Source organism: Aliiglaciecola aliphaticivorans (assembly GCF_054782055.1).
This window is the reverse complement of record NZ_BAAGTF010000002.1, coordinates 88,509-113,995: the sequence shown is the minus strand read 5'-3', so window position 1 is coordinate 113,995 and position 25,487 is coordinate 88,509. Positions and strand designations below refer to the sequence as shown.

Here is a 25,487-nt window from a genome sequence, read left to right as displayed (position 1 = left end):
AGGGGGGGTAAAAAATAATCTCTAGTCTTACCGTCGTTTAAAGTAATTTAGGAAATGAAGAGCGGTGATTGCATTCTTTTTGTGAATGTTGGATATGCTGATCTTGTTGTTTCTTAAATCAACTGTAACACTATGGCCGTTTTAACCTAATGAGAATCTATTTTATGACTTCAAATGCTACATCATTTATCCCGACGGTTCGTACTCTCATGGGGCCTGGTCCTTCAGATGTTGATCCAAAAATTCTGACGGCCTTATCTAGACCGACAATAGGGCATCTAGATCCACAGTTTATTGACTTGATGGATGAGATTAAATCGCTCCTTCAATATGCCTTTCAAACAAAAAATCAACTCACCATGCCTGTTTCTGCACCAGGTTCTGCAGGTATGGAAGCCTGCTTTGCAAATTTAGTGGAGCCCGGTGACAAAGTGATAGTCTGCCAAAATGGTGTGTTTGGTGGCCGCATGAAAGAAAATGTCATTCGTTGTGGTGGCACTGCGGTCATGGTGGAAGATGAGTGGGGTAAACCCACTGATATTCAAAAGCTAGAGCGAGCCTTGGAAGAAAACAAAGACACTAAAATTGTCGCCTTTGTTCACGCAGAAACCTCTACAGGAGTTAAAAATGATGCTCAAGCTTTGTGTAAACTGGCTAAAAAATACAACTGTCTAACCTTAGTGGATGCGGTTACCTCCCTGGGAGGATGCGAATTAAGAGTTGATGAATGGCAAATCGACGCCATTTATTCAGGTACTCAAAAATGCTTATCCTGCGTGCCAGGTTTGTCTCCGGTGTCTTTCAGTCAATTAGCCATTGATGCCATTAAAGCCAGAAAAACTCCCATTCAAAGTTGGTTTCTCGACATGGATTTAGTAATGGGGTATTGGGGAGCAGGAACTAAGCGTGCATATCACCATACCGCGCCTGTGAACAGCCTGTACGCGTTACATGAATCCCTTATCATTCTTAAAGAAGAAGGCTTAGAGGCCGCTTGGCAACGTCATCAAGACATGCACAATAAATTAAGGGAAGGCCTTGAAGCGTTAGGTCTTGAATTTATTGTTGAAGAAAAATATCGCCTGCCTCAATTAAATACCGTTCGTATCCCTGATGGCGTCGATGATGCCAAAGTAAGGGAAATCTTACTCAATGAATATAATTTAGAAATAGGTGCAGGATTAGGTTCATTAGCTGGAAAGGTTTGGCGAATTGGTCTGATGGGCTATGGTTCGAATCTGAAAAACGTTAATTACTGTATTGAAAGTTTACAAGCCGTTTTAAAATCAGTTAGTTAATTTCGAGCTGATTTAAACCTTGCCCACGAAAACGATAAAAATCCTGTCTATTACCGAACAATAGGCAGGATTTTCTTTCATCATATTGATTCTATGGTAATTTACTTACTTTCAATCAACCTCATAAGTCAATATGTTACATCGAATTTGGTTAGCATTCATTTTGTCGGCATTTATCGCCACACTCTGGCAGGTTATCTTTAATAATAATATAGGTAGCTTTAAAGAGGTGATGGATGCCATTTATGCTATGGCCAAGTTAAGTGTCGATATCTCCATTGGTTTAATTGGCGTATTAGCTTTTTGGTTAGGTATTTTCCAAGTTGCAGAACGTTCAGGCTTAGTCACCAAATTATCCATAGTGTTAGAACCACTTTTACGCCGTCTCATGCCTGAAATACCCAAAGGGCATCCCGCCATTGGCAGTATTACTATGAACATATCGGCAAATGTGCTGGGACTAGATAACGCTGCAACGCCTTTTGGCATAAAGGCAATGCAAGACATGCAAAGCTTAAATACAGCGAAATCCACTCTTACCAATGGGCAAATAATCTTTTTGGTCATGAATACATCTTCTGTGACACTGTTTCCCATTGCCGTATTCTTATATCGAGCAGAGCAAGGCGCAGCGAATCCAACAGACGTATTTATCCCGATTCTTTTGTCTACATTTGCATCGACCTTTATAGGATTATTAGTGACATCGTGGGTGCAAAAAATTAATTTATTTAACCGTGTGGTGTTTCTTTATGCCGCTGGGGTGATTTCGATTTTAGGTGCGCTGATTATTTACTTTTCCACTTTAACTGCTCAGCAAATGGCAAATCAATCATCTATTGCGGCCAATGGATTATTACTCACTTTTATTATCATAGTGTTAAGTGTTGGTGCTCAAAAGAAACTAAATTGCTATGAATTATTTGTTGAAGGAGCTAAAAAAGGATTTGAATTGGCTATTTCGCTGATCCCTTATTTAATTGCAATGTTGTTTGCCATTGGTATGCTCAGAGCCAGCGGTTTACTGGACATGGTAATGGGAATTATCGCCAACGGTGTAAATTTTATTGGGATAGATAATCGATTTGTTGATGCAATTCCCAACGCATTAATGAAACCTTTGAGCGGTTCTGGTGCCAGAGCATTAATGATTGAAACTATGCAACATCATGGCGCCGACTCATTTGCAGGTCGCCTAGCATCGGTGTTGCAAGGTTCAACAGAAACCACGTTCTACATTTTAGCTGTATATTTAGGAGCGGTTGGGATTAAACATAGTCGGTATGCTGTTGCATGTTGTCTTGCTGCTGATTTGGCGGGAATTGTTACAGCAATTTTGGTGGCTTATTGGTTTTTTGGTTAAACTAAGGGTTATGCTTTAGAGATTTTGGAAGGTAAAGATATGTTGCGTAAATTAGTCATGTTTTCAAGTATTAGTATTTTGCTTGTAAGCTGTTCAAAAGTAACCCTGGAAAACTACGATAGGGTTGAAATGGGGATGGTGAAATCTGATGTAGAGATGATTTTGGGAAAAGCTGATAATTGCGAAGAAGTGATTGGCACCTATTCTTGTATTTGGGGCAATGAAGAAGAAAAGTATATTAAAGTCAGTTTTATAATGGATAGAGCCGCAATTATCACCAAAAAAGGATTAGATTAAAATGCGTAAATTACTAATTTGTCTATTAATGCTTAACAGCGTTATGTTATCGGCCCATGAGTCTCGCAGTGATATTATTACGGTGAGAGGGCAAGGAAGTATTTTTCAAGCACCCGATATCTTAAAGTTCACCATTGCCGTTGAGGAAAAAGGTGACAATTCGTCGGTGTTAAATGAATTGGTCAACGCTAAAACCAACAAAATATTGTCTGTCCTTGCTAAACACAAAGTGGCTAAGCAAGACATTCAAGCTATGTCATTAAGTTTGTATCCCTGGTATGAACGGGAACGACAATCAAATATTCAAAAAGGTTTTGTATTTAGTCGCAATATTAATGTGACCTTGCGAAAATTTGAAAATTATCCAGCCATTTTAGAAGAGCTGTTCACCTTAAAAGTCAACAGAATCGACGGATTTCGCTATGAAGTTGAAGATCAGCAGCAGGCTTATCTAAATGCCCTAGAAGCGGCGATTTCAGATGGTCATCAACGTGCTAAGCATTTATCTAAAAACCTAGGTATTCAATTAGGTAGCGTAGTGAATGTTGAAGAAACATCGAGTTATCAACCTACACCGCAGCCGTCCGCACGTTCACTCTCTGTATTTAATGAAGCAGCACAATATTTACCTGGTTTAAACGAAATAAATGCGACTGTGACCCTGTCTTTTAGAATACTTAAGTAACGCTTTTGTACTTATTTTTTCGTTAGGACGACTTGAGTTCATCAATCTACTTTTGGAGAGATTAAGTGACTTAATCTCTCCAAAAAATCATTTTAATCTGCCGAAAAAAGATAAATCGTAAAAAAATCACTGAAATTCTAATGATTGAAGGTTAAAATCCAGTTAAATATAGACTTGTCACAAACAAAGGCGAATAGCCTGAAGGTAAAGATGACTACAGATCAAGAAAAAGCTGATTTTTATCAAAGCCTTGCAAAGCAAGCACAAGCGCTAATAGAAGATGAGCGTAACTTAATTGCTAATTTAGCAAACTTAAGTGCATTAATGTTCATGAGTTTAGAGGACATTAATTGGGCTGGATTCTATTTAGTTGATGGTGACGAATTAGTATTAGGTCCGTTTCAGGGCAAACCTGCTTGCATTCGAATTCCAATGGGAGCAGGAGTCTGTGGAAGTGCTGCAGCCCATCGAACCACTCAAATTGTAACCGATGTTCATCAGTTTGAAGGACATATTGCTTGTGATGCAGCGAGCAACTCTGAAATCGTCATTCCCATTCTATCAGGGAGGCGATTAATCGGTGTATTAGATATTGATAGTCCATCGTTGGCGCGTTTTGACTCTATAGATGGCTTGGGCTTACAAAAGATTGTCGATCTTTTGCAAGAGACAATAGTGTGAAAAGTCTTGTAGATGTTCATGTTGTTTTAGCAACCCCCGCTGATCTTGAAAATTGGGATGACGAAGCTGAAGAAGCGGCAGAACGATTAAACACAATTTTACACATGGCTTATGATCTTGCCGATGAAGACATAGACACAAGCCGTTTGGAAAAAATACTACATCACATATGGGTAAACTGGCATGAAGACAGTTACCTTTTGGAAATCGACGACGCGGATTTGCACGACTGGGTTGACCAATTGTTGGCAACTTGGGATGATGCAGAACACGAAGAAGATTATGAACAAAATTATTAATTAGTAGATTGAATGGAAAACCAACAAAAATTTTCGAATAGCAAAGAAGTTATCACTTTTTTAGCGCAAACGTTCCCTAAATGTTTCTCATTAGAAGGTGAAGCGAAACCCTTAAAAATAGGTATATTTCAAGAACTTTCTGAACGTTTAAAAGAAGACGAGCGGATAAGTAAAACGTTATTGCGAGCCTCACTCCGACATTACACCAATAGCTGGCGCTATCTGCATAGTGTAAAAGAGGGGAGTTTTCGAATAGATCTTGATGGTAATCAAGGAGATGCCATTGAGAAAGAACATGCTGATCACGCATTAAAGCAGCTAACTGAAAGCAAAGCTAAAGTGGCTGAAAAGCGTAAATTAAACAACGCTTCTAAAGCAAAACCTGAGAAAAAAGGGGCCAAGGAAAAGCGTGATAAGCAAAATCAAGGGCAATTCAAGGGAACTAAATCCGCAAAACACAAACAAATTAAACAACCACCACCTGAAAAATTGACAGAATCACATTTAGTGGTAGGGACCGAAGTTACCGTTAAGGTTGGAAAGAGCCCACTTCCTGCGACCATTACCGATATCTCAAAAGATGAAGTTCACGTCCAACTGCAAACCGGTATGATAGTGAAAGTGCAAGCTGATAACTTGCGCTTAGCTCGACCTAAGAGGTAGTAAAATGAATAAATTTGTACGCGCTTCAGTTTATAGCGCATTGTTTTGTTTAAGCGCTGGCGCTATCGCAGTTAATTCCTCAAGCGAAGCTGTTGACATTCCTAGTCTAGTGCAAGAATCTCAGCATTCTGCATCAGCTAAGCGAATAAGTTCGCATTTGTTACGTTCCCATTATAAGCCGATTAAAATTGACGATAACTTGTCTGCGAAAACATTCGACCGTTATGTCAGAACATTAGATTTCAATCGTAATTTCTTTTTGAAATCCGATATCGAAGCAATGGAAAAGTATCGATTAAATTTTGATGAGGCCATTGCCCAAGGCAACTTAAACGACGCGTACAGTATTTATTCTTTAAATTTAACCCGTCGATTAGAACGCTTTGAATACGCGATTACCTTACTTGATAAACCTTTCGATTTTGAGAAAAAAGGCGATTCATTAGAGTTTGATCGTGAAGATGCTCCTTGGGCAGCGTCGACTGCAGAAATAAATGAGTTGTGGCGTCAGCGTGTAAAATACGATGCGTTAAATTTAAAATTGGCAGGGAAAACGGCGGAAGAGATTAAAGATCTATTAACCAAACGCTATGAGCGCGCGATTAAACGCCTTTCACAGACTAAAAGTGAAGACGTTTTTCAAACTGTAATGCACTCATTTGCGCGCAGTGTTGATGCTCATACAAGTTATTTGTCACCGCAAAGTACAGACCGCTTTGATATGGAAATGAACCTTTCCTTTGAAGGAATAGGCGCTGTTTTGCAAAGTGAAGATGACTATACGGTAATACGCAGTGTAGTGCCTGGCGGCCCTGCTGAATTATCGAAAAAAATCAAACCAGAAGATAAAATTGTCGGTGTAGCCCAAGGAAAAGATGATTTTGTCGATATTATCGGATGGCGTTTAGATGAAGTGGTTGACTTAATCAAAGGCCCCAAAGGAAGTGTAGTTAAGCTGCAAGTCTTAAAAGGCGCGTCAGAATCTAATGTACCTGAAGTGGTGAGTTTAACTCGAGATAAAATCAAGTTAGAAGATAGAGCTGCCAAGTCAGAAGTATATATACCGGAAAAGGGCACGCACGCTGGCGAAAAACTCGGTGTCATTACCATCCCTTCTTTTTACAATAATTTGCATACAGATGTTAAAAAAGAACTTGCTGATTTAAAAGAAAAGGGAGTTCGAGGTATTGTAGTTGATTTACGTGGTAATGGCGGCGGCTCGTTAACCGAAGCTACATTACTGTCGGGTCTGTTCTTTGATCAAGGACCCGTAGTGCAGATTCATGATGCATCAGGTCGCACCAGAACCGAAAAAGATACAGATGGCATCACCTATTATGATGGCCCGTTAACAGTGCTTGTTGATCGTTACAGTGCTTCAGCTTCAGAAATCTTTGCAGCCGCTATGCAAGATTATGGGCGTGCAGTAGTGCTAGGCGAACAAACCTTTGGTAAAGGGACTGTGCAACGTCACCGTCCATTAGGTCGTATTTACGACCTTTACAGCAATCCATTGGGCAGTATTCAGTATACTATTGCTAAGTTCTATCGTATCAACGGTGGTAGTACACAAAACTTAGGTGTCGTTCCTGACATTAAATTTCCATCAGCAATAGACCCTGATGATTGGGGTGAAAGCCAAGAAGAGAATGCACTCCCATGGGATAGCATTGAACGAGTGAATTACTCAACCTTTAGTGATACCTCAAGTGCATTGACCGTGATGGAACAGAATCACTTAAAACGTATTAAAAATGATCCTGAATTTGCGTATATTTTCGAAGATATTCAACGCTATCAAAAAGAAAAAGATAAAAAGACAATTTCTTTGGTTGAATCTGAGCGTATCAAAGAAAAAGAAGAGCAAGAAGCATTGCGTCTTAAACGAGCAAATGAACGCTTAGTCAGAGCAGGAAAAGAAAAAGTTGAAAAACTTGATGATTTGCCGGAAGACATGGCGGAAATTGATCCATTCCTTGATGAAGCCGCGAGTATTACGTTCGATCTAGTTTCTACAGGAATGTATGCGTCTCATTCAGAAACCAAGTGATCTAAGATTTTATGATGAGGGCTATTTTTAATAGCCCTTTTTTTATAACATCAATACCGTGAGTTTTTAATTCGCAGGCTTTGAAACTTAACAAAAATACATATTTTGGATGAATCGTCAAACACGACAACAGGCTAGTTTTAAACCAGTCAGTTAAACTCAAAATAGGATTATTTTGAGGTCGAGACGGTTTAGTATAGTATTCCTAAAATGGCTAAAAAAATTAGCTAAATACAATAATAATAAAAGGGTACGGAATGAACGCACGTGGAGAGTTTTCTTCTCGACTTGGATTTATCCTCGCTGCAGCTGGTTCAGCTGTAGGGTTAGGTAATATTTGGGGTTTCCCAACTCAAGTCGCTAGTAATGGAGGAGCAGCATTTGTATTAGTTTACGTTGTTTTAGCTTTTCTATTGGCCTATCCAGTTTTAATGGCTGAATTGATAATCGGTCGTGCCACTAGGGCAAATATGGTCGACGCATTGGGACAAATATCCGGCAGTAAACTAGGCCGTGCAACGGGTGCGTGGGGTTTTGTTACAGTCTCATTAATTCTTGCATTTTATGCCATTGTTGCAGGTTGGATGTTGGCATTTTTTCTTGAAACCATAACCCACTTATTAGGGTTAGATGACTTATCTAGTTGGTTAACTAATCAGTCTATTCTCCGTAACTTATTATTTTCAGGTATATTTTTAATATTAACGGCGGCAATAGTAACCGGAGGCGTTAGTAAGGGAATAGAGCGCTGGTCTGTACGTTTAATGCCGACTTTAATGATTATCATTGTGCTTCTAATTGTATATGTATCCCTGCAAGAAGGCGCGATTGAGGGCTGGAAAGCATACTTAGTACCCGACTTCAGTCGTATTATGGATCCAGCCTTATTAATTAATGCCATGGGGCAAGCGTTTTTCTCTATGTCCCTTGGCGTGGGCACTATGCTGGTGTATGGATCATATGTCAGTAAAAATGAACGCTTACCGTCCCTTGGGGCGTCGGTGGCACTCGTTGATATTGGTGTTGCTGTGCTTGCTGGCATGCTAATAATCCCTTCAATGTACGTCGCCCTAAATAACGGTGTACAAATTTTTTCCGATAGTGGGGCGCTCATAGAAGGTGACAGCTTAATATTCACTGTGTTGCCTGCGTTGTTCGACACTATGGGCTCTGTTGGCATTTTTGTCGCTTTTGCATTTTTTGCTCTTATGGTAATTGCCGCTCTAACTTCGTCTATTTCAATGCTTGAAGTACCTGTGGCCTATGTAGTTGAAAGTAAGGGAGTCAAGCGTACTAAAGCGGTTTGGTTATTAGCCCTTTGTGTCTTTGTGGCAAGTTCAATAATTGTGTTTAACTTTGCTAGCCTATTTGGCTTAGTGATTAGTTTGACCACGAAATACAGTCAACCCTTATTAGGCTTAGCCTTATGTCTTTTTGCTGGGTGGGTCTGGAGACGGGATCAGATTTTAGCTGAACTAAAGCATGGGTATGACAATGCGGAGCATTCTTTATTCTGGAAAATTTGGCCTTGGTACGTAAAATTTGTTTGCCCTGTGGTTATTTTCATCATGTTTTATCGCTCAGTTACCGGATAGGGATATCAATTAAATGGACAAGAACACTAAACCAAAAGTCGTTAAAGAGGCAACTATTCTTGATGCGCTCATTCCAATCGTCATTTTAGTCTGTCTATTATGTTCGTCTGTATATTGGTATGGAAGTGATTCATCCTACGGACCAAACCAAATAGCATTGATATTTGCGATGTTTATCGCCTCTGCCGTTGGTATTAAAAATGGTTACACGTGGAAAGAAATTGAGGAGGGGATTGTTAGCGGGATATCCCTATCCCTTGGTGCCATACTCATTCTCTTAGCCGTGGGGGCATTAATTGGTTCTTGGATGCTATCCGGTACAGTGCCGACGTTAATTTATTATGGCCTAGAATTACTTAACCCCTCATTATTTTATACTGCCACCTGTTTAATTTGTGCTGTTGTGGCAATGAGCATTGGCAGCAGTTGGACCACAGCTGCTACTGTAGGTGTTGCCTTAATGGGGGTAGCCAATGGCATGGGCATGTCTGAGGCCATAGCTGCTGGGGCTGCGGTGTCTGGCGCTTATTTTGGTGATAAAATATCGCCTTTATCAGAAACCACAAACCTAGCACCAGCAATTGCTGGTACAAACTTATTCGAACATATTCAGTACATGTTGTGGACAGTGGTACCGAGCATAGTACTAACATTAATAATCTTTACTTTCTTAGGCTTCAATTCTAGTCAAGAATCTTCAGCGCAAAGTATTTTGGATATGCAAAATCTATTGGCTTCGGAGTTTAATTTAGGCATACATTTGCTTATTCCATTGCTCGTTCTGTTGGGGTTGGCGTTGAAAAAGGTTCCCGCTTTCCCAGCCGTGTCTATAGGCGCTATTTTGGGTGGTATATGGGCAGCAGTATTTCAACCTGAAGTAGTACAAGACTTTGCCACAGATGGCCGTGATGGCATCGTTGCTAGTATCACCGTTGTTTGGACGGCTTTGTATGCTGGAGTAAACTTTAGTACACAAAGTGATGTACTAAATGACTTATTAAGTCGTGGTGGCATGTCCAGTATGCTAAATACAATCTGGTTAATCATGTGTGCACTGACTTTTGGTGCTGTTTTAGAGAAAGTAGGACTGTTAAAGCGAATTGTAAGTGCTATTTTAGTCGGCGCTAAATCTGCCGGTGACATGATATCCAGAACAATTTTAACTTGTTTTGCAACCAATGTGATCACCGCAGATCAGTACATGGCAATTGTGATGCCTGGTCGAATGTATAAAAATGAATACGAAAAACGAGGGTTGCACCAATTAAACCTATCTAGAAGTTTAGAAGATGGTGGAACCTTAACCTCACCGCTGATCCCTTGGAATACCTGTGGTGCTTATATGAGCGGCGTTTTAGGGGTAAGTGCGTTAGACTATCTTTTTTATGCTTTTTTCAATCTTATTAATCCAGTTTTAGCTATTGTGTATGCCTATTTAGGCATTAAAATTCTCAGAGTTCCAATGCCTGCATACGCAGAATCGGCTATCAACAAAGGTTAGTTTAAGTACCTCAGATAGCTGATATTTTTGTCTTCTTAATTAGGTCTAAGTATGTCCGATAATCGTGTTATTAAAGCTAAGCGCCGTTTAGATTACCAAGCGCCCCATTTTTTCATTTCAACGGTGGATTTGTCCGTTAAACTCGAAGAACCAAAAACGCAAATTAAAAGTCAATTGCGCATCAAGCGTAATGGTGAGCATCAGCATCCATTGGTATTAGATGGTGAAGAGTTAACTTTAATTGATGTAAAATTAAATGGTAATAGCCTTACAAAGTATGAGCAAACTGCAACATCCTTAATCATTGAAAATGTACCTGAAGATTTTTATTTAGAAATTTATACAGAACTTAATCCCGCTGAAAATAGTTCTCTGGAAGGCCTGTATAAAACGGCTAATGCTTACTGTACCCAATGTGAAGCTGAAGGTTTCCGAAAAATCACCTATTTTATTGACCGACCAGATGTATTAGCTGAATACACTGTAACTATTTACGCAGATCAAAAAGAGTATCCGTATTTATTATCAAACGGCAACAAAATTGATAGTGGTAAACTAGAAGATGGTCGTCATTGGGTAAAATGGCACGACCCGTTTAAAAAGCCGTGTTATTTGTTTGCGTTAGTTGCTGGTGACTTTGATTTGCTCGAAGATCATTATAAAACCACATCAGGCCGTAAGGTTTTGTTGCAGCTATTTGTAGATAAAGAAAAAGCAAACAGAGGTCATCACGCCTTAGCCTCTCTCAAAAAAGCCATGGAATGGGATGAACAAGTTTTTGACCTGGAATACGATCTGGATATTTACATGATTGTAGCAGTAGACTTTTTCAATATGGGGGCCATGGAAAATAAGGGACTGAATGTATTTAACAGTAAATATGTTTTAGCCGATAGTGCCTCTGCAACCGATGAAGATTTTTTCAATATTGAATCTGTTATCGCTCACGAATATTTTCATAATTGGACAGGCAATCGCGTCACCTGTAGGGATTGGTTTCAACTCAGCTTAAAAGAAGGTTTAACGGTTTTCCGTGATCAGCAATTTAGCGCAGATATGAGCTCTCCAGTGGTTAATCGAATTAAAAATGTCAAAGTGATGCGTGAACATCAATTTGCCGAAGATGCCAGTGCCATGTCTCATCCCATACGTCCCGATGAAGTCATAGAGATGAATAACTTTTATACGGTAACTGTCTACGACAAGGGCGCTGAAGTGATTCGCATGATGCACACGTTACTCGGTCACCAAGGGTTTAAGAATGGGATAGATTTGTACTTTAAACGCCATGATGGACAAGCAGTGACCTGTGATGACTTTGTCAGTGCAATGCAGGATGCAAACCAAATAGACTTAGCACAATTCAAACGTTGGTATGGGCAATCCGGAACGCCCATAGTTAAAGTTAGAGAAAGTTTTAATGAGCAAGACGGTACCTATAGTCTTGAATTTGAGCAAGTAAACAACGCAACAGCGGATCAGAAACAGAAGCAAGACTTGCATATCCCAGTCCGATTAGAACTGCTTGATAAAAGCGGAGAAAGCGCCGTTGAACTTTTCAATCTCAAACAAAAACAGCAAACAATGGTTAAATCTGGGTTCAAAGAAAAACCTACGGTGGCACTATTGACGGACTTCTCTGCACCGGTGAAACTTGAGTTTGATTATACTGTTGAGGCTTTATTAGAAATTGCCTTGTCTGCCCAAGATGGCTTTTCTCGTTGGGATGCCACACAAACCCTGTTTAGCGAATATCTCCACGGTAAAACCCCAGCCAGCTCAAAGCTCAGTGTTAGTTCGAAATCCATCGACAAGCTAATCGATGGATTACTCAGCCAAATAGAACCTTCTTCTGACTTAGCGTTAATCGCTGAAATGTTAACCTTACCGAGTATCGAAACCCTTGCCCAACAAGTCACTCGTTATTATGTGGTTGAACTCAACCAAGCTAGAAAGGAATTAGAAAGCTATATCGCAGAAACATTTTCTGAGTTATTTTTAAAAGTATATGAGTCTACTCAACACTCTGGTTATGCTTATCAATCTGAGCAAGTGAATAAACGTAAACTAAGAAATTTATGTTTGTATTACTTAGCCAAAACAGAGCAGGGCAATTCCCTTGTTAGTAAACAATTTGATTCATCAGACAACATGACGGACTCCCTCGGGGCCTTAAAAGCGGCGCAAGCTGCTGTGTTACCTTGTTTCGAAATATTAATGGCCAAGTTTGAACAAAAATGGGCCGATGATCCGTTAGTTTTAGACAAATGGTTTGCATTACATGCAAGTTGCGAAATTCCTGATATTTTATCGCGTCTAGATTTACTCATGAGCCATAAACAGTTTAATCATGATAATCCTAACAGGGTACGTTCCGTTATAGGTACTTTTGCGTTTTACAATGCCATGGGTTTTCATGCTATTGATGGTTCAGGTTATAAATACGTGACCGATTATCTGTTAAAATTAGATGCCAGAAACCCGCAAGTTGCTGCGCGAATTGTGACTCCCTTAACACAATGGCAAAAAATGGATGAAATTCGTGCTGATTTAATGAAATACCAACTAACACGTTTGTTAGCTGTTCCCAATTTAAGTAAAGATGTATACGAAAAAGTAAGTAAAAGCCTCAGTTTCTAAAAAGCTATGCGAACCTACTACTTTAATTTAAACGCTTCTTACGAAATGTGTGAGAAGCTTTATTTGTCTACAAATAACTCAGTTATTTTATATTCTGAGAGTGGTGAACGTATCCAACTCCCTACCTTTAATTTACGGCCTTTTGTTACTAGGCTCGGGTTAAATGGCCGTTTTCGTCTTATAATTACCTCTGAAAACAAAGTCTTTTCATTTGAAAAAATAACCTAATAATACGCAGTTATCAATTGTTTGAATTTTAACCTATTGATAATGGTGAGTTTTTACATTTTTTTTAACTGGTACGATTTCTTCTTGCTATCGAGCCTAAATGATGTAATCATTTTGTGAATATTTTGATACTAAATAAAAGTCGCCTGCATTTTTCGGCGACTAGGGAGAACTAAAATATGAAGTGTGGACCTTTGAAGTTTAAAAAGTCACCGCTTGCACTTAGCATAGCTGCCGTGTCTGTTATGACTTCCGTAAATCTAAATGCTGCATCCTGGGAGAAAGGAGATTGGTCGATAAACTTTGACTCAAACTTCTCGCTAGGAACAAGCATTCGAGTTGAAGAACGTGATTTTTCATTAATAGGAAACAGTAACCATCCCAATTTTGACTGGAGTGGTTACAATGCAGCGACCAACGTTACTTATGCTTCTGCTGATGTATGGGCAAACGCAGATGGCGCTTATTCAACAAATGGAGACTTAGGAAACTTAAACTTTGATAAAGGCGAAGCTTTTTCAACGGTTTTCAAAGGTACCCATGAATTAGATATCCGTTATGACAACATGGGCTTTTTTGCCCGTGGCTTGTATTTTTATGATTTTGAATTAAAAGATGGCACACGAGACTGGGCGAATCCGATTACAGGACAAACTCAAGATCCTTGTGCAGCATCTCAAGCATCTGATGAGTTATGCTCAGATGTAAGACTGCTAGATGCTTTTTTCTATGCCGATTTTGATATTGGTGATGTACCGGTAACCATACGCATCGGTGATCAGGTTGTTAGTTGGGGCGAAAGTACCTTCATTCAACATGGTATCAACACCACTAACCCTGTGGATGTCACCCGAGCACTAGCGCCTGGTGCAGAGCTAAAAGAAGTATTCATTCCTGTCGGAATGGTGTTTGCGTCTTTGGGATTAACAGAAAATCTCAGTTTATCCGCATATTATCAATATGAGTGGGAACGCAGCAGATTGCCACAAGCAGGGAGTTACTTCGCCACCAATGATTTTGCAGGCGAGGGCGGTCAGGCACAAAATATCCAGTTGGGATTCACCGGTAACCCAGATATTAATTTAGACTTCTTACTCGATAGTTTAAATGGATTGCGTTCCGCATTGTTAGCCGGAGCGAACCCATCAGATATTGCAGCGGCTTATTTAGCCTATCCTACCAAGGTAGTCGTAAGAGGGTATAGCGATGCCGCCCATACGGATGCGGATGACCAAGGTCAGTACGGAATTAAGATGTCTTATTATGCTGCTGATTTAAATGATACGGAATTCAGTATTTATCATATTAATTACCATAGTCAGCGTCCGCTTATATCAGGAACTACGTCAGATTTTACTGCTGCTGGTATTGCCCAAGATATGGCTTTTTTAGCCGCAAATGAAATTGACCGCGACAATATTACGTCTTTAGAAGCGTTTACGGAAAGTCAGTTTATGTATCCTGAAGACATTAAATTGTACGGTTTTAGCTTTAACACCAATGTAGGTGAAACAGCCCTAGCCGGGGAAATCGCCTATCGTGTTGACGAGCCTTTACAAATTGATGATGTAGAACTGCTCTATACCGCAATGCCTGAGCAACTAGCAAATGCGGGTATACGTCCCGACTTTGCTGGTATTTCGCAAATGGGTAACATAGGTCGTTCAGTAGGCCCCGGGGAAACTGCCGAAGGCTTTGTGGTGTCAGATACCATACAGATGCAATTAACCACCACCCACGTATTTGGTCCTACATGGGGAACGGATAATTTAATCTTACTTGGCGAAGTAGGGTATGTAAGTATCGAAGATATGCCTGATCCTAACGTGATTAGGTTAAATGGCCCTGGTACATCTAGGACTGCTTCTTTAGAGCCTTTACGCGATGAAAGTGGTAATATTATTTCCACACGAGAAGGGTTACACATTGGTTTATCTAATGGACCTGAAACGAACCCATTCCCAACTGATTATGCTTGGGGTTATCGTATTTTAGCAGAAGCCGACTTTAACAATGTGTTTTCTGGTGTAAACCTCAGAACACGAGCAACCTTCTCTCACGATGTAGAAGGAACAACACCTGATCCATTGTTCTTATTTACAGAAGATGTGAAATCAGCGAATTTAACCTTCGAGTTTGACTATTTAAGCAAATTTTCAGCCGCAGTGGGCTACAGTAGTTACTGGGGTGGTATTGGTAACTCGAATGCACTTTCAGATCGCGACTTTGTATCAGTTAACTTTAAATATTCGATTTAAGAGAAAAACGAAATGATAAAGAATTTAGTAGTAACAACCACTGCTTTAGCATTGGCACTAAGTGTTTCGTTTGCTCATGCGAAAGTATCTCAAGAGCAAGCAGCGAAACTCGGAAATGAACTCACTCCACTTGGTGGAGAAAAAGCCGCTAATGCCGATGGCAGTATTCCGGCTTGGAATGGTGGGATCACCACGCCTCCAGAAGGTTACCAACCCGGTGATTTTCACCCTGATCCATTTCCTGGCGACAAAGTATTATTTACCATAACCGGTAAAAACTATAAGGAATATGCAGACTCATTAAGTGCAGGACAAGTTAAACTTTTTGAAACCTATCCTGATACTTATGAAATGCCTGTTTATCAGTCACGTAGAACGGCTTCCAATCCACAATATGTATATGACGCAGCAAAGGCGAATGCGACTCGCGCTGAGTTAGTTCAAGGCGGTAACGGCATTAAAAATGCGGCAGTTGGCGTTCCTTTCCCTATACCACAATCAGGTGTAGAGGCAATTTGGAATCATATCTTACGTTACCGAGGTGAAGGAATTAAACGCTTTGGTGGGCAGGCTGCACCCACTGCGTCGGGTGATTATACAGTTATAGGATTTGATGAAATTCTATTAGTTGAATATGCAAAACGCGATGCAACCCCTGAACAATTACTCGAAAACAATATGCTCATGAAGTTTAAACAAAAGATTACTTCCCCAGCACGTTTAGCGGGTACCGCATTATTAGTGCACGAAACCATGGATCAGGTTCGCGAGCCACGTCAGGCTTGGACGTATAATACGGGGCAACGTCGAGTTAGACGTGCGCCTAACATTGCTTATGATGCACCAGGAACAGCATCTGATGGATTGCGTACTACCGATGATTTCGATATGTTTAATGGTGCTCCTGATCGTTACAATTGGGAATTGAAGGGTAAAAAAGAAATGTATGTTGCCTACAATAGCTATGCTTTGCACAGTGATAAGGTAAAATACGAAGACATACTTACCCCAGGGCACATAAATCCAGATTTGACGCGATATGAAAAGCATCGTGTTTGGGTAGTTGAAGCGACGTTAAAAGAGGGCTTCCGCCACGTTTACTCCAAACGAGTATTCTTCATTGATGAAGATAGCTGGCAAGTACAAGTTGCTGATATGTATGATAATCGTGGAGAACTGTACAAAGTTGCCGTTGCTCATGGATTAAATTTTTACGATGTTCCTGCACATTGGTCTACTCTAGATGTATATCATGATTTAAATTCAAGACGTTATTTAGCCCTTGGTTTAGATAACGAAGATAAAGTCTATGATTTCTCAGTTAGACCAGAAGAAAAAGAATTTACAGCCCAAGCCTTAAGGCGAGAAGGGATACGCTAACTAGCAAAAAAACGGTTGGCTATGCCAACCGTTTTTGTAATTGAAGATGAAAAGAAGAAAATGAATCGAAGTAAAATTTTGACAATTTTGTTTATCAGTTCTTTCAGTGCATTCTCAGCGTCTTCTGAAGAGTCTTATATGGCTCCTTTAGCGAAAGAATCACTGTTACTGGATGTGGTAAAAAGTAATCAACACATAATCACCGTGGGCGAGCGGGGTCATGTGCTAGTGTCTAAAGATGGTGAAAATTGGCAACAACAAGAGGTTCCCACTTTATCAACACTCACGGCAGTCACTGCGCTCGAGAACCAGTTATGGGCCGTGGGACATGATGCGGTAATTTTACACCAGCAGGCTCAAGGCAAACCTTGGGAAGTGCAAATGTTCGCCCCTGAACTTGAAAAACCCCTTTTAGATGTGGCGTTTTTAGATATCAATGAAGGCATAGCTGTTGGGGCATACGGTACCTTTGTGCGTACGGTAAACGGCGGCGAGAGTTGGGACACTGAAGTTCATCAAGGTTTTCTTCACCCAGATGATATTGAGTATCTGGAAGAACTTCGTTTAGAAGATGAAGAATTTTATCAATCCGAACTAGTATCGATTTTACCTCACCTGAACAAAATTCTACTGGTAGACGATATTTTATACATAGCCGGTGAGGCTGGTTTACTGGCGATGAGTCAAGACAAAGGCATAACATGGCAACGCATGGATGTTGACTACTATGGTTCCTTCTTTGATATTCAAAAATTAAGTAATGGTGACATCATTGCTGTTGGTTTACGTGGAAATATTTTCAAATTATCCGCAAACGAAAACGAGTGGATGGCCATACAATCAGGCATAACGTCGTCGTTAAATATGGTTATCCCCCTGCCTAATTCAAAATTTATAGCAATGGGAAATAGTGGCAATGTGGTTTGTGTCAACGACGAGCAAGTGGTAGATGCCCATTTCGACGACGGTAAAGCTATCAATGCGGGTGTTCTACATAAAGATAAAATTCTGTTAGCTACGGCCAAAGGAATAAAAAGCGTTTCGTATAGTGATGATCTATCCGTTTGTGAAGGAATGAATAAAGAGTTATGAATAAATTGATTGATTTTTGTGTCAGTATAATTTTTCGAAATCGGATTATTGTTGTTTTATTGTTTGTCTTAACGACAGCATTCTTGGGCTATCAATCCTCACAACTTAAATTAGACGCTGGCTTCACTAAAAATATCCCCTTGAACCATGAATACATGGTCAATTATATGAAGCACGCCAAAGACTTTGGTGGTGCCAATAGTATTTTGGTATCTGTTTGTGACAAAGACAGTAATATTTACAATACTGAATTTTTCGATACATTGAAAAATGTTCACGACCAATTATTTTTTATTAATGGCGTTGAACGTTCCCTTGTTAAATCACTATTTTCTTCTTCTACTCGTTTCACAGAGATTGTAGAAGGGGGATTTTCAGGTGGTCCCGTCATTCCTGCAGACTTTGATTCAAGCAACCCAGATGCGCTAGCTTTAGTGGCTCAAAATGTAGACAAGGCTGGCATCGTTGGGCAATTAGTGTCAGACGACTTTGAATGTGCAATGGTATCTGCCCAGCTGTTAAATATTGATCCAACCACTGGCGAAAAGCTTGATACCTTAGTACTAGCGGCTGAGTTGGAAGAGCAGTTACGTGGTCAATTTGAAAACGAAAATACCAGTATTCACATAATTGGTTTTGCTAAAATGATCGGTGATGTGGCGAATGGTGCGAAAGACGTTGTAATGTTTTTTGCCATCGCATTGGCCATTACCGCTGTGATGGTTTATTTCTTTTCCAAATCTATCATGCTAACGATATTGCCACTGTTATGTTCCGTAATAGCGGTTGTTTGGCAACTCGGTTTATTGACCATTTTAGGCTTTGGTCTTGACCCCATGTCTATATTAGTGCCGTTTTTAGTCTTTGCCATCGGAGTTAGTCATGGTGTACAGATGATCAATGCGGTTGGTAAGCGAGTGGTTGAAGGCGGAACTGCCTTGTTTGCGGCCCAGAGTGCGTTCAGAAGTTTGCTCATTCCTGGTGGTATTGCATTGTTGTCTGATACCGTGGGTTTTATGACCCTCCTGGTGATCGATATCGGTATTATTAGAGAGTTAGCGATAACCGCAAGTTTAGGTGTCGCGGTTATTATTTTAACTAACTTAGTTCTGTTACCCGTACTGATGTCTTATGTGAAATTTAGTGAGTCATATAAGAACAAATTTAAAAACAAGGAAAACCGGTCAGATAACTTTTGGAATACCATAGCTCACTGTTCAACACCTAAAGTTGCTTATGTCATCCTGTTGGTTACTGCAATACTATTCGTGTTAGGTTGGATACAATCTTCAAAAATGAAAATTGGCGATCTTCAGGCTGGAACACCGTCACTGCATGAAAGTAGTCGCTACAATCAAGATACCTTTTTAATTACCGACAAGTATGCGATCAGTGTGGATTACCTTTCTATTCTAGTGGAAGCAACACCTGAAGCATGTACCTCTTATGAAGTGATGAATGCCATTGATGAATTGCAATGGAAAATGGGCAATGTAGAGGGCGTTCAATCGACGGTGAGTCTTCCTTCAGTCGCGAAACTAGTGAACGCTGGTTATAACGAAGGAAACCCTAAGTGGCGAGTAATACCGCGTAACCAACAAACCTTAGTTCAAGCTATTGCGCAAGTCCCAACGTCTTCAGGCTTGCTCAATACCAATTGTTCTGTGATGCCAATCATTTTGTTTATGGAAGATCACAAAGCAGAAACCATTCAGCGAGTGGTAGAAGCGGTAAAAGTTTTCAGACAAGATTACGAAACAGATGAACTTAAATTTAATCTGGCGTCGGGTCCAGTTGGCGTTATGGCGGCGAAAAATGAAGCGGTAGATGATGCACAAAATCCGATGATGATGTACGTGTTTGGTGCTGTGATTATTTTATGCCTGCTTAGTTTCCGTTCATTGCGCGCGACCATGTCAGTGGTTATTCCATTGTACGTGGTTTCAGTTCTAGCACAGGCCTTAATGACTTATTTAGAAATAGGCCTAACCGTTTCTACGTTACCGGTAATTGCGCTAGGCGTGGGTATTGGCGTGGATTACGGTATTTATATTCTATCGACGATGAATATTAAACTAAAATCAGGCATGCCTGTCCGGCAAGCTTATTTTGAGGCTTTGAAAGAAAGAGGCAGTGCAGTGCTGTTCACGGGAATTACCCTCGCAGTTGGTGTGAGTACGTGGGTGTTTTCTTCTCTCAAGTTTCAAATGGATATGGGTATACTCTTAACCTTCATGTTTGTGGTAAACATGTTAGGCGCTATAGTTGTATTACCTGCGTTAGCAGCAGTATTCTGGCGCAAACAAAAATAATTTTTGCATAATTATTTGCTTAAACTTCAATGAAAGGGCCGTTCGGCCCTTTTTTAATTAGATTCCCTGCATATTTATATTTTTTGTAAATTTATAGTTAATTTAGTCCTTTAAAAGGCGCCAATTTTTAGCGAAAATAGCCCAACTAAATTATCAAAAACTGTATATATCTCAGCATTTTGACTAATCTAAAAAGAACTTACTTATGGTGTTGAGTAAAAATCAGCACATTTATTAAAACAAGGTAATAAAATGACGGTTGCTAATAGCCAACATTCAGTACTGCTAGAAAATGTATTTAAACTCATTAATAAAAAGCTCGATGAATCCAATGCAGAATTGGTAGAACAGTTTTCTCGTCTATTATTTAAGAATATTTCTGGCGATGACTTGGAAAATCGAAATGACAGTGATTTATATGGCGCGACGTTAAGTCTCTGGAATGAATTCGTTAAGTATAATGGTCAACAACCAAAGATCCGCGTGTTTAACCCTGAAATATCAAAACACGGCTGGCAATCTTCCCATACTATCGTAGAAATCATTGTCCGAGATATGCCATTTTTGGTTGACTCAGTCAGAATGACATTGAACCGGCTTAATATCACTGCTCATTTATTATTGCATAGCCCTATAACTCTGAAACGCAATGATAAAGGTGAAGTACACTCTTTTTTAACTAGTAAAAGCCGAGTGAAACAAAAACTTCGCGAAACTGTTTTCTTAATTGAAGTGGATAGGCAGGTAACTAAAGAAGCACTAAATAATTTAACCAGTGAACTCTTGTCAGTGGTTGATGAAGTATCTCTGGCGGTATCTGATTGGCAATCTATGAGTGATAAGTTAACCAGTATTATTGATAGTTTCCCGTCTACCAATTGTCCCGTTAGCAAAGAACTACAATCGCAAGCTATCGCGTTTTTAACCTGGTTAAATGATCATAATTTTACCCTAATGGGTTATCGTTACTACGATGTAAACGCAATTGAAGGAGATCACCGCTGGACGCCCAAAAACGAAACCAGTTTAGGGTTGATGAAAAATTCCATCAGTGACCGCGATAGAATATTATCCAATATGCCGCAATCGGCACAAAAAGAAGCGTTAAGTAAAAACCCACTTATTTTAACCAAAACAAATAGTCGTTCCAGGGTGAGTCGTCCGGCTTACATGGATTATGTCGGCATCAAGTGCTTTGACAAGGAAGGTAATGTCACTGGGGAACATCGATTTTTAGGGTTGTATGCGGCTTCATTTTACAATAGCAGTGCCACCCAACTGCCTGTCTTACAGAAAAAGATTGAACGAATTTGTGAATATTCTGGTTTTGATAAAAACTCCCATGCATACAAAGCGTTCGTCAATATTATCGAAACTTACCCTCGAGATGAATTGCTTCAGGGCGATGATGAAGAGTTAGGAAATATCATTTTAGGTATTTTCCAGATGCAAGAGCGTGGTATATCTAAGTTATTTGTTCGTAAAGACGCATTTGGGCGATTTATTAGTTGCATGGTTTATGTGCCACGGGAACGCTACAACACTCAGTTACGTAAAGAAACACAGGAATTATTGCAAAAGTCTTTTAACAGTACAGAACAGGTAGAGTTTACGACTTATTTTTCTGAGTCAGTTTATGCGCGAACTCACTATATTGCTCGGGTGCAAGATAATAATGCGGAATTTAATGTGAAGGAAATTGAAAAGAATATTGTAGAGTTAACCAAAAACTGGAGTGACAGGTTAGCCGCTTCCATTAGCGCGACTTATGGTGAAGCAGCCGGAAAAGAAATTGAACAGAAGTATGGCAATGCTTTTTCCCGTAGTTATACGGAGCAAAATTTACCCAGCGTCGCGTTAGTTGATATCAGCAAGCTTGAACAATTAACAGAATCTCATACTTTGGATATGTTGTTTTATCGTCCCCAAGAAGAAGCTCATGACTCCAAAGCAGTAAAACTCAAATTATTTCATCGCAAAGAGCCAATTCATTTGTCTGCCGTATTGCCAATGTTGGAACATTTTGGTCTGCGTGTAATTGATGAGAGCCCTTATAAAATCAATTGTCAGAATGGTGATGTACATTGGATCATGGATTTTTCCATGCTGCATAGCAACAGCCAAAATTTGGACATGGAAGCCGCTCAAGCTCTATTTCAAGATGCATTCGCTAGAGTATGGCATAACACCCTTGAAGATGACCCTTTCAACCGATTAGTCTTAGGGGCAGGGTTAACCGGTAGAAATGTCACCATTTTACGTGCTTATGCTAAATACATGCGTCAAACCGGTAGTTCATTTAGTTTGACCTATATGGCAAATACGCTAGCTAATTATCCTAATATTGCGAAAAAGTTAATTGAATTATTTGCCAATCGCTTCGATCCCAAGAAAAGACGAAGTGAGAAGAAAAACGAAAGTATTTTAAGTGACATTAAAGAGCGTCTCGATCAGGTCTCCAATCTAGACGACGATAGAATTATTCGTCGTTATTTAGATATGATTTTGGCTACCTTACGCACTAACTTCTATCAACCAGATGAAGAGGGCAATGAAAAGCCCTATATGTCTTTCAAATTATTGCCGGAATTAATTCCGGATATGCCGCTTCCCTTACCTAAATACGAAATTTTTGTGTATTCACCGCGAATCGAAGGGGTACATTTACGCGGCGGTAAAGTCGCTCGGGGCGGCTTGCGTTGGTCAGATAGACGAGAAGATTTTAGAACAGAAGTATTAGGATTGGTAAAAGCCCAACAAGTTAAAAACACTGTAATAGTGCCTGTTGGTGCAAAAGGCGGGTTCGTTTGTAAAAATTTACCTATTGATCAAGGCCGGGAGGCAATTCAAAAAGAAGGCCAAGCCTGTTACCGGATTTTTATCCGCAGTCTATTGGATATTACCGATAATATTATTAACGGCGAGGTAGTACCTCCGAAAAATGTGGTGAGAATTGACGAAGATGACCCCTATTTAGTCGTTGCAGCTGATAAAGGAACGGCAACCTTCTCTGACATTGCAAATAGTATCTCCGATGACTTTAACTTTTGGTTAGGAGATGCCTTTGCATCAGGCGGAAGTATTGGTTATGACCATAAGAAAATGGGCATTACAGCACGGGGAGCTTGGGAGTCGGTCAAACGCCACTTCCGCGAGATAGGGGTTGATTGCCAAACCACTGATTTCACCTGTGTTGCCGTAGGTGATATGGCTGGTGATGTGTTTGGAAATGGCATGTTGCTATCAAAACATACTCGACTCATCTGTGCTTTTAACCATTTGCATATCTTTTTCGACCCTAACCCCAATACTGAAAAAAGTTATAGTGAAAGACAACGTTTATTCGAAAACCCGTCGCTAACCTGGGATGACTACGACAAATCATTGATCTCCAAAGGAGGTGGTATTTTTAGCCGTGCTGCCAAGTCGATTAAACTCACCAATGAAATGAAAAAGTGGTTAGGCACAACCCAAGCTGCGATGACGCCCAATGAACTCATTCATAATGCATTAAAAATGCAGGTTGATCTGATTTGGAACGGTGGTATTGGCACCTATGTGAAAGGTAGCAAAGAAACCCACAGTGAAGTTGGCGATCGCGCCAATGATGATACTCGCGTAAACGGCAAAGAGGTCCGCGCTAAAATAATTGGTGAAGGAGGCAACTTAGGCTTAACACAATTAGGCCGTATTGAATATGCTGCACAAGGTGGTCGGGTTAATACCGATTTTATTGACAATGTTGGTGGCGTTGATTGCTCAGATAACGAAGTGAATATAAAAATCTTACTCAATGCATTGGTGAGAGCAGGGGATCTCACCAACAAGCAACGTAACGAACTATTGTATTCAATGACCGATGATGTTGCCGATTTAGTTATTCAAGATTGTTATCGTCAAACTCAATCTATATCTATCACTGAGTTTGGTGGTCCTACCTTGCTCAAAGAGCAGCTGCGCTTTATACACGGCCTAGAAAGAGAAGGAGCGTTAAATCGCGAGCTTGAGTTTATTCCATCAGACGATGAATTATCTGACCGACAAGCATTAGGTAAAGGTCTAACACGACCAGAACTTTCGGTAATGATTGCTTACGGTAAAATGGTATTGAAAGAGAAGCTGAATATCGAGCAGATCACCAACAATCCATATTATGCACAATTATTGGTCAGTGCATTTCCTAAGCAACTACAGGAAAAATTTGTTCCGCAAATGGAATTCCATCCATTACGTGCAGAGATTATCGCAACTAAATTAACCAATAACATGGTTAATGATATGGGGCTCAACTTTGTCTTTAGGATGCAAGAGGAAACAGGCGCTGCAGTTGAAGAAGTGGCTAACGCCTATTCTGTGGTTAAAGCGGTATTTGGTATCGATTCTTTGTGGCAAGAAATTGAAAGTTTAGATAACAAAGTATCTGCAAAAACCCAATTAGGCATGCTGGATTTAATGCGCAGAACCATGCGAAGGGCCTCTCGCTGGTTCCTCCGTCATGGTGAAAAGAACCTAACTATTGCCGATTCCGTTGACTTGTACGTTTCAACCTTTGAAACCTTAAGTGAGAATTTAGAAAATTACTTAGTTGACACAGAATATAGTCAATTAGAAAAATCCACTACGGACTATGTATCTGAAGGTGTGCCAAAATCAATTGCGTATAAAGTGGCGAGTTTGAGCAATATGTTCTGCGCCTTAGATTTAGCACAAATGATCAAGTCAGAAAATAGAAAGCTAGATGTTGCAGCGAGTTTATACTTCAATTTAGGTTCGAAGTTGCAGTTACATTGGTTCCTTGATCAAATTAACAATCAAACAGTGAGTAATCATTGGCAGGCATTGGCTAGAGCTTCTTATCGAGAAGAGTTAGACTGGCAACAACGTTCTTTGACGACCGTTTTGTTATCTGGCGCGCCAGATAACAATGATCCTGAAGATATTTTGAATAAATGGATGGACAACAATACCATATTGTTGGAACGCTGGTATCATATGATGTCAGAATTCAAAACCAGTAACTCACATGAATTTGCAAAATTCTCTGTGGCGTTGCGAGAATTAATGTTGCTTAGTATAAATGCGAGCAGTTAGTGGAATATTAGCAAGCTAATATTCAATAATTTTACAGATAAAAGCCCTGCTAAT

General features: G+C 40.0%; 17 protein-coding genes. All 17 read left to right on the top strand.

All coding sequences use genetic code 11. The features are described 5' to 3' along the window. Positions 1-164 precede the first annotated feature (164 nt). The 17 genes from ACYVIL_RS00915 to ACYVIL_RS00835 all read left to right on the top strand — a co-directional run bounded on the left by ACYVIL_RS00915 (position 165) and on the right by ACYVIL_RS00835 (position 25,433). Positions 165-1,298, top strand: a complete 1,134-nt coding sequence (locus tag ACYVIL_RS00915) for a pyridoxal-phosphate-dependent aminotransferase family protein (RefSeq protein ID WP_303471993.1) — start codon at positions 165-167, stop codon at positions 1,296-1,298. A gap of 133 nt (positions 1,299-1,431) precedes the next feature. Next, complete coding sequence (locus ACYVIL_RS00910; protein WP_460311244.1) at positions 1,432-2,661, top strand: nucleoside recognition domain-containing protein; 1,230 nt, start codon at positions 1,432-1,434, stop codon at positions 2,659-2,661. A 39-nt stretch (positions 2,662-2,700) separates the two neighbouring features. Continuing rightward, positions 2,701-2,958, top strand: a complete 258-nt coding sequence (locus ACYVIL_RS00905; RefSeq protein WP_460311243.1) for a DUF3862 domain-containing protein — start codon at positions 2,701-2,703, stop codon at positions 2,956-2,958. Between the two features lies 1 nt (position 2,959). Beyond that, entirely contained in the window at positions 2,960-3,643 is a 684-nt protein-coding gene (locus ACYVIL_RS00900; RefSeq protein ID WP_303471999.1) for an SIMPL domain-containing protein, read from the top strand. 210 nt (positions 3,644-3,853) lie between these two features. Further along, the gene (locus ACYVIL_RS00895) at positions 3,854-4,324 is read left to right on the top strand and encodes a GAF domain-containing protein (RefSeq protein WP_460311242.1); all 471 of its coding nucleotides are present in this window, start codon (positions 3,854-3,856) and stop codon (positions 4,322-4,324) included. After that, positions 4,321-4,623: a hypothetical protein gene (locus ACYVIL_RS00890; protein WP_303472003.1), complete on the top strand. Its 303-nt coding sequence runs from the start codon at positions 4,321-4,323 to the stop codon at positions 4,621-4,623. Before ACYVIL_RS00895 ends, ACYVIL_RS00890 begins: the two co-directional genes overlap by 4 nt. A gap of 12 nt (positions 4,624-4,635) precedes the next feature. Then, positions 4,636-5,286 carry an RNA chaperone ProQ gene (gene proQ, locus ACYVIL_RS00885; protein ID WP_303472005.1) on the top strand — a complete coding sequence of 217 codons (651 nt, stop codon included), beginning with the start codon at positions 4,636-4,638 and terminating at the stop codon, positions 5,284-5,286. A 4-nt stretch (positions 5,287-5,290) separates the two neighbouring features. Continuing rightward, entirely contained in the window at positions 5,291-7,336 is a 2,046-nt protein-coding gene (prc, locus tag ACYVIL_RS00880; RefSeq protein WP_460311241.1) for a carboxy terminal-processing peptidase, read from the top strand. A 257-nt stretch (positions 7,337-7,593) separates the two neighbouring features. After that, entirely contained in the window at positions 7,594-8,931 is a 1,338-nt protein-coding gene (locus tag ACYVIL_RS00875; RefSeq protein ID WP_303472009.1) for a sodium-dependent transporter, read from the top strand. Positions 8,932-8,944: 13 nt separating this feature from the next. Then, the gene (nhaC, locus tag ACYVIL_RS00870; protein WP_460311240.1) at positions 8,945-10,432 is read left to right on the top strand and encodes a Na+/H+ antiporter NhaC; all 1,488 of its coding nucleotides are present in this window, start codon (positions 8,945-8,947) and stop codon (positions 10,430-10,432) included. A 51-nt stretch (positions 10,433-10,483) separates the two neighbouring features. Further along, on the top strand, positions 10,484-13,072 hold the full coding sequence (gene pepN, locus ACYVIL_RS00865; RefSeq protein ID WP_460311239.1) for an aminopeptidase N: 2,589 nt from the start codon (positions 10,484-10,486) through the stop codon (positions 13,070-13,072). A 6-nt stretch (positions 13,073-13,078) separates the two neighbouring features. Next, positions 13,079-13,300: a DUF2835 family protein gene (locus ACYVIL_RS00860; RefSeq protein WP_303472014.1), complete on the top strand. Its 222-nt coding sequence runs from the start codon at positions 13,079-13,081 to the stop codon at positions 13,298-13,300. Positions 13,301-13,479: 179 nt separating this feature from the next. Next, positions 13,480-15,558, top strand: coding sequence for a DUF1302 domain-containing protein (locus ACYVIL_RS00855; RefSeq protein WP_460311238.1), 2,079 nt, complete (start codon positions 13,480-13,482; stop codon positions 15,556-15,558). A 12-nt stretch (positions 15,559-15,570) separates the two neighbouring features. Continuing rightward, positions 15,571-16,938: a DUF1329 domain-containing protein gene (locus ACYVIL_RS00850; RefSeq protein ID WP_460311237.1), complete on the top strand. Its 1,368-nt coding sequence runs from the start codon at positions 15,571-15,573 to the stop codon at positions 16,936-16,938. 60 nt (positions 16,939-16,998) lie between these two features. Continuing rightward, on the top strand, positions 16,999-18,030 hold the full coding sequence (locus tag ACYVIL_RS00845; RefSeq protein ID WP_460311236.1) for a YCF48-related protein: 1,032 nt from the start codon (positions 16,999-17,001) through the stop codon (positions 18,028-18,030). Next, positions 18,027-20,342 (top strand): efflux RND transporter permease subunit, encoded by a 2,316-nt coding sequence (locus ACYVIL_RS00840; protein ID WP_303472022.1) that lies wholly within the window; start codon positions 18,027-18,029, stop codon positions 20,340-20,342. Before ACYVIL_RS00845 ends, ACYVIL_RS00840 begins: the two co-directional genes overlap by 4 nt. Before the next feature lie 252 nt (positions 20,343-20,594). Beyond that, positions 20,595-25,433: an NAD-glutamate dehydrogenase gene (locus tag ACYVIL_RS00835; protein ID WP_460311235.1), complete on the top strand. Its 4,839-nt coding sequence runs from the start codon at positions 20,595-20,597 to the stop codon at positions 25,431-25,433. Positions 25,434-25,487: the final 54 nt, after the last annotated feature.

Coding starts and splice junctions, on each gene's coding strand:
- ACYVIL_RS00915 (WP_303471993.1), top strand. CDS start 165: ATGACTTCAAATGCTACATCATTTATCCCGACGGTTCGTACTCTCATG.
- ACYVIL_RS00910 (WP_460311244.1), top strand. CDS start 1,432: ATGTTACATCGAATTTGGTTAGCATTCATTTTGTCGGCATTTATCGCC.
- ACYVIL_RS00905 (WP_460311243.1), top strand. CDS start 2,701: ATGTTGCGTAAATTAGTCATGTTTTCAAGTATTAGTATTTTGCTTGTA.
- ACYVIL_RS00900 (WP_303471999.1), top strand. CDS start 2,960: ATGCGTAAATTACTAATTTGTCTATTAATGCTTAACAGCGTTATGTTA.
- ACYVIL_RS00895 (WP_460311242.1), top strand. CDS start 3,854: ATGACTACAGATCAAGAAAAAGCTGATTTTTATCAAAGCCTTGCAAAG.
- proQ (WP_303472005.1), top strand. CDS start 4,636: ATGGAAAACCAACAAAAATTTTCGAATAGCAAAGAAGTTATCACTTTT.
- prc (WP_460311241.1), top strand. CDS start 5,291: ATGAATAAATTTGTACGCGCTTCAGTTTATAGCGCATTGTTTTGTTTA.
- ACYVIL_RS00875 (WP_303472009.1), top strand. CDS start 7,594: ATGAACGCACGTGGAGAGTTTTCTTCTCGACTTGGATTTATCCTCGCT.
- nhaC (WP_460311240.1), top strand. CDS start 8,945: ATGGACAAGAACACTAAACCAAAAGTCGTTAAAGAGGCAACTATTCTT.
- pepN (WP_460311239.1), top strand. CDS start 10,484: ATGTCCGATAATCGTGTTATTAAAGCTAAGCGCCGTTTAGATTACCAA.
- ACYVIL_RS00860 (WP_303472014.1), top strand. CDS start 13,079: ATGCGAACCTACTACTTTAATTTAAACGCTTCTTACGAAATGTGTGAG.
- ACYVIL_RS00855 (WP_460311238.1), top strand. CDS start 13,480: ATGAAGTGTGGACCTTTGAAGTTTAAAAAGTCACCGCTTGCACTTAGC.
- ACYVIL_RS00850 (WP_460311237.1), top strand. CDS start 15,571: ATGATAAAGAATTTAGTAGTAACAACCACTGCTTTAGCATTGGCACTA.
- ACYVIL_RS00845 (WP_460311236.1), top strand. CDS start 16,999: ATGAATCGAAGTAAAATTTTGACAATTTTGTTTATCAGTTCTTTCAGT.
- ACYVIL_RS00840 (WP_303472022.1), top strand. CDS start 18,027: ATGAATAAATTGATTGATTTTTGTGTCAGTATAATTTTTCGAAATCGG.
- ACYVIL_RS00835 (WP_460311235.1), top strand. CDS start 20,595: ATGACGGTTGCTAATAGCCAACATTCAGTACTGCTAGAAAATGTATTT.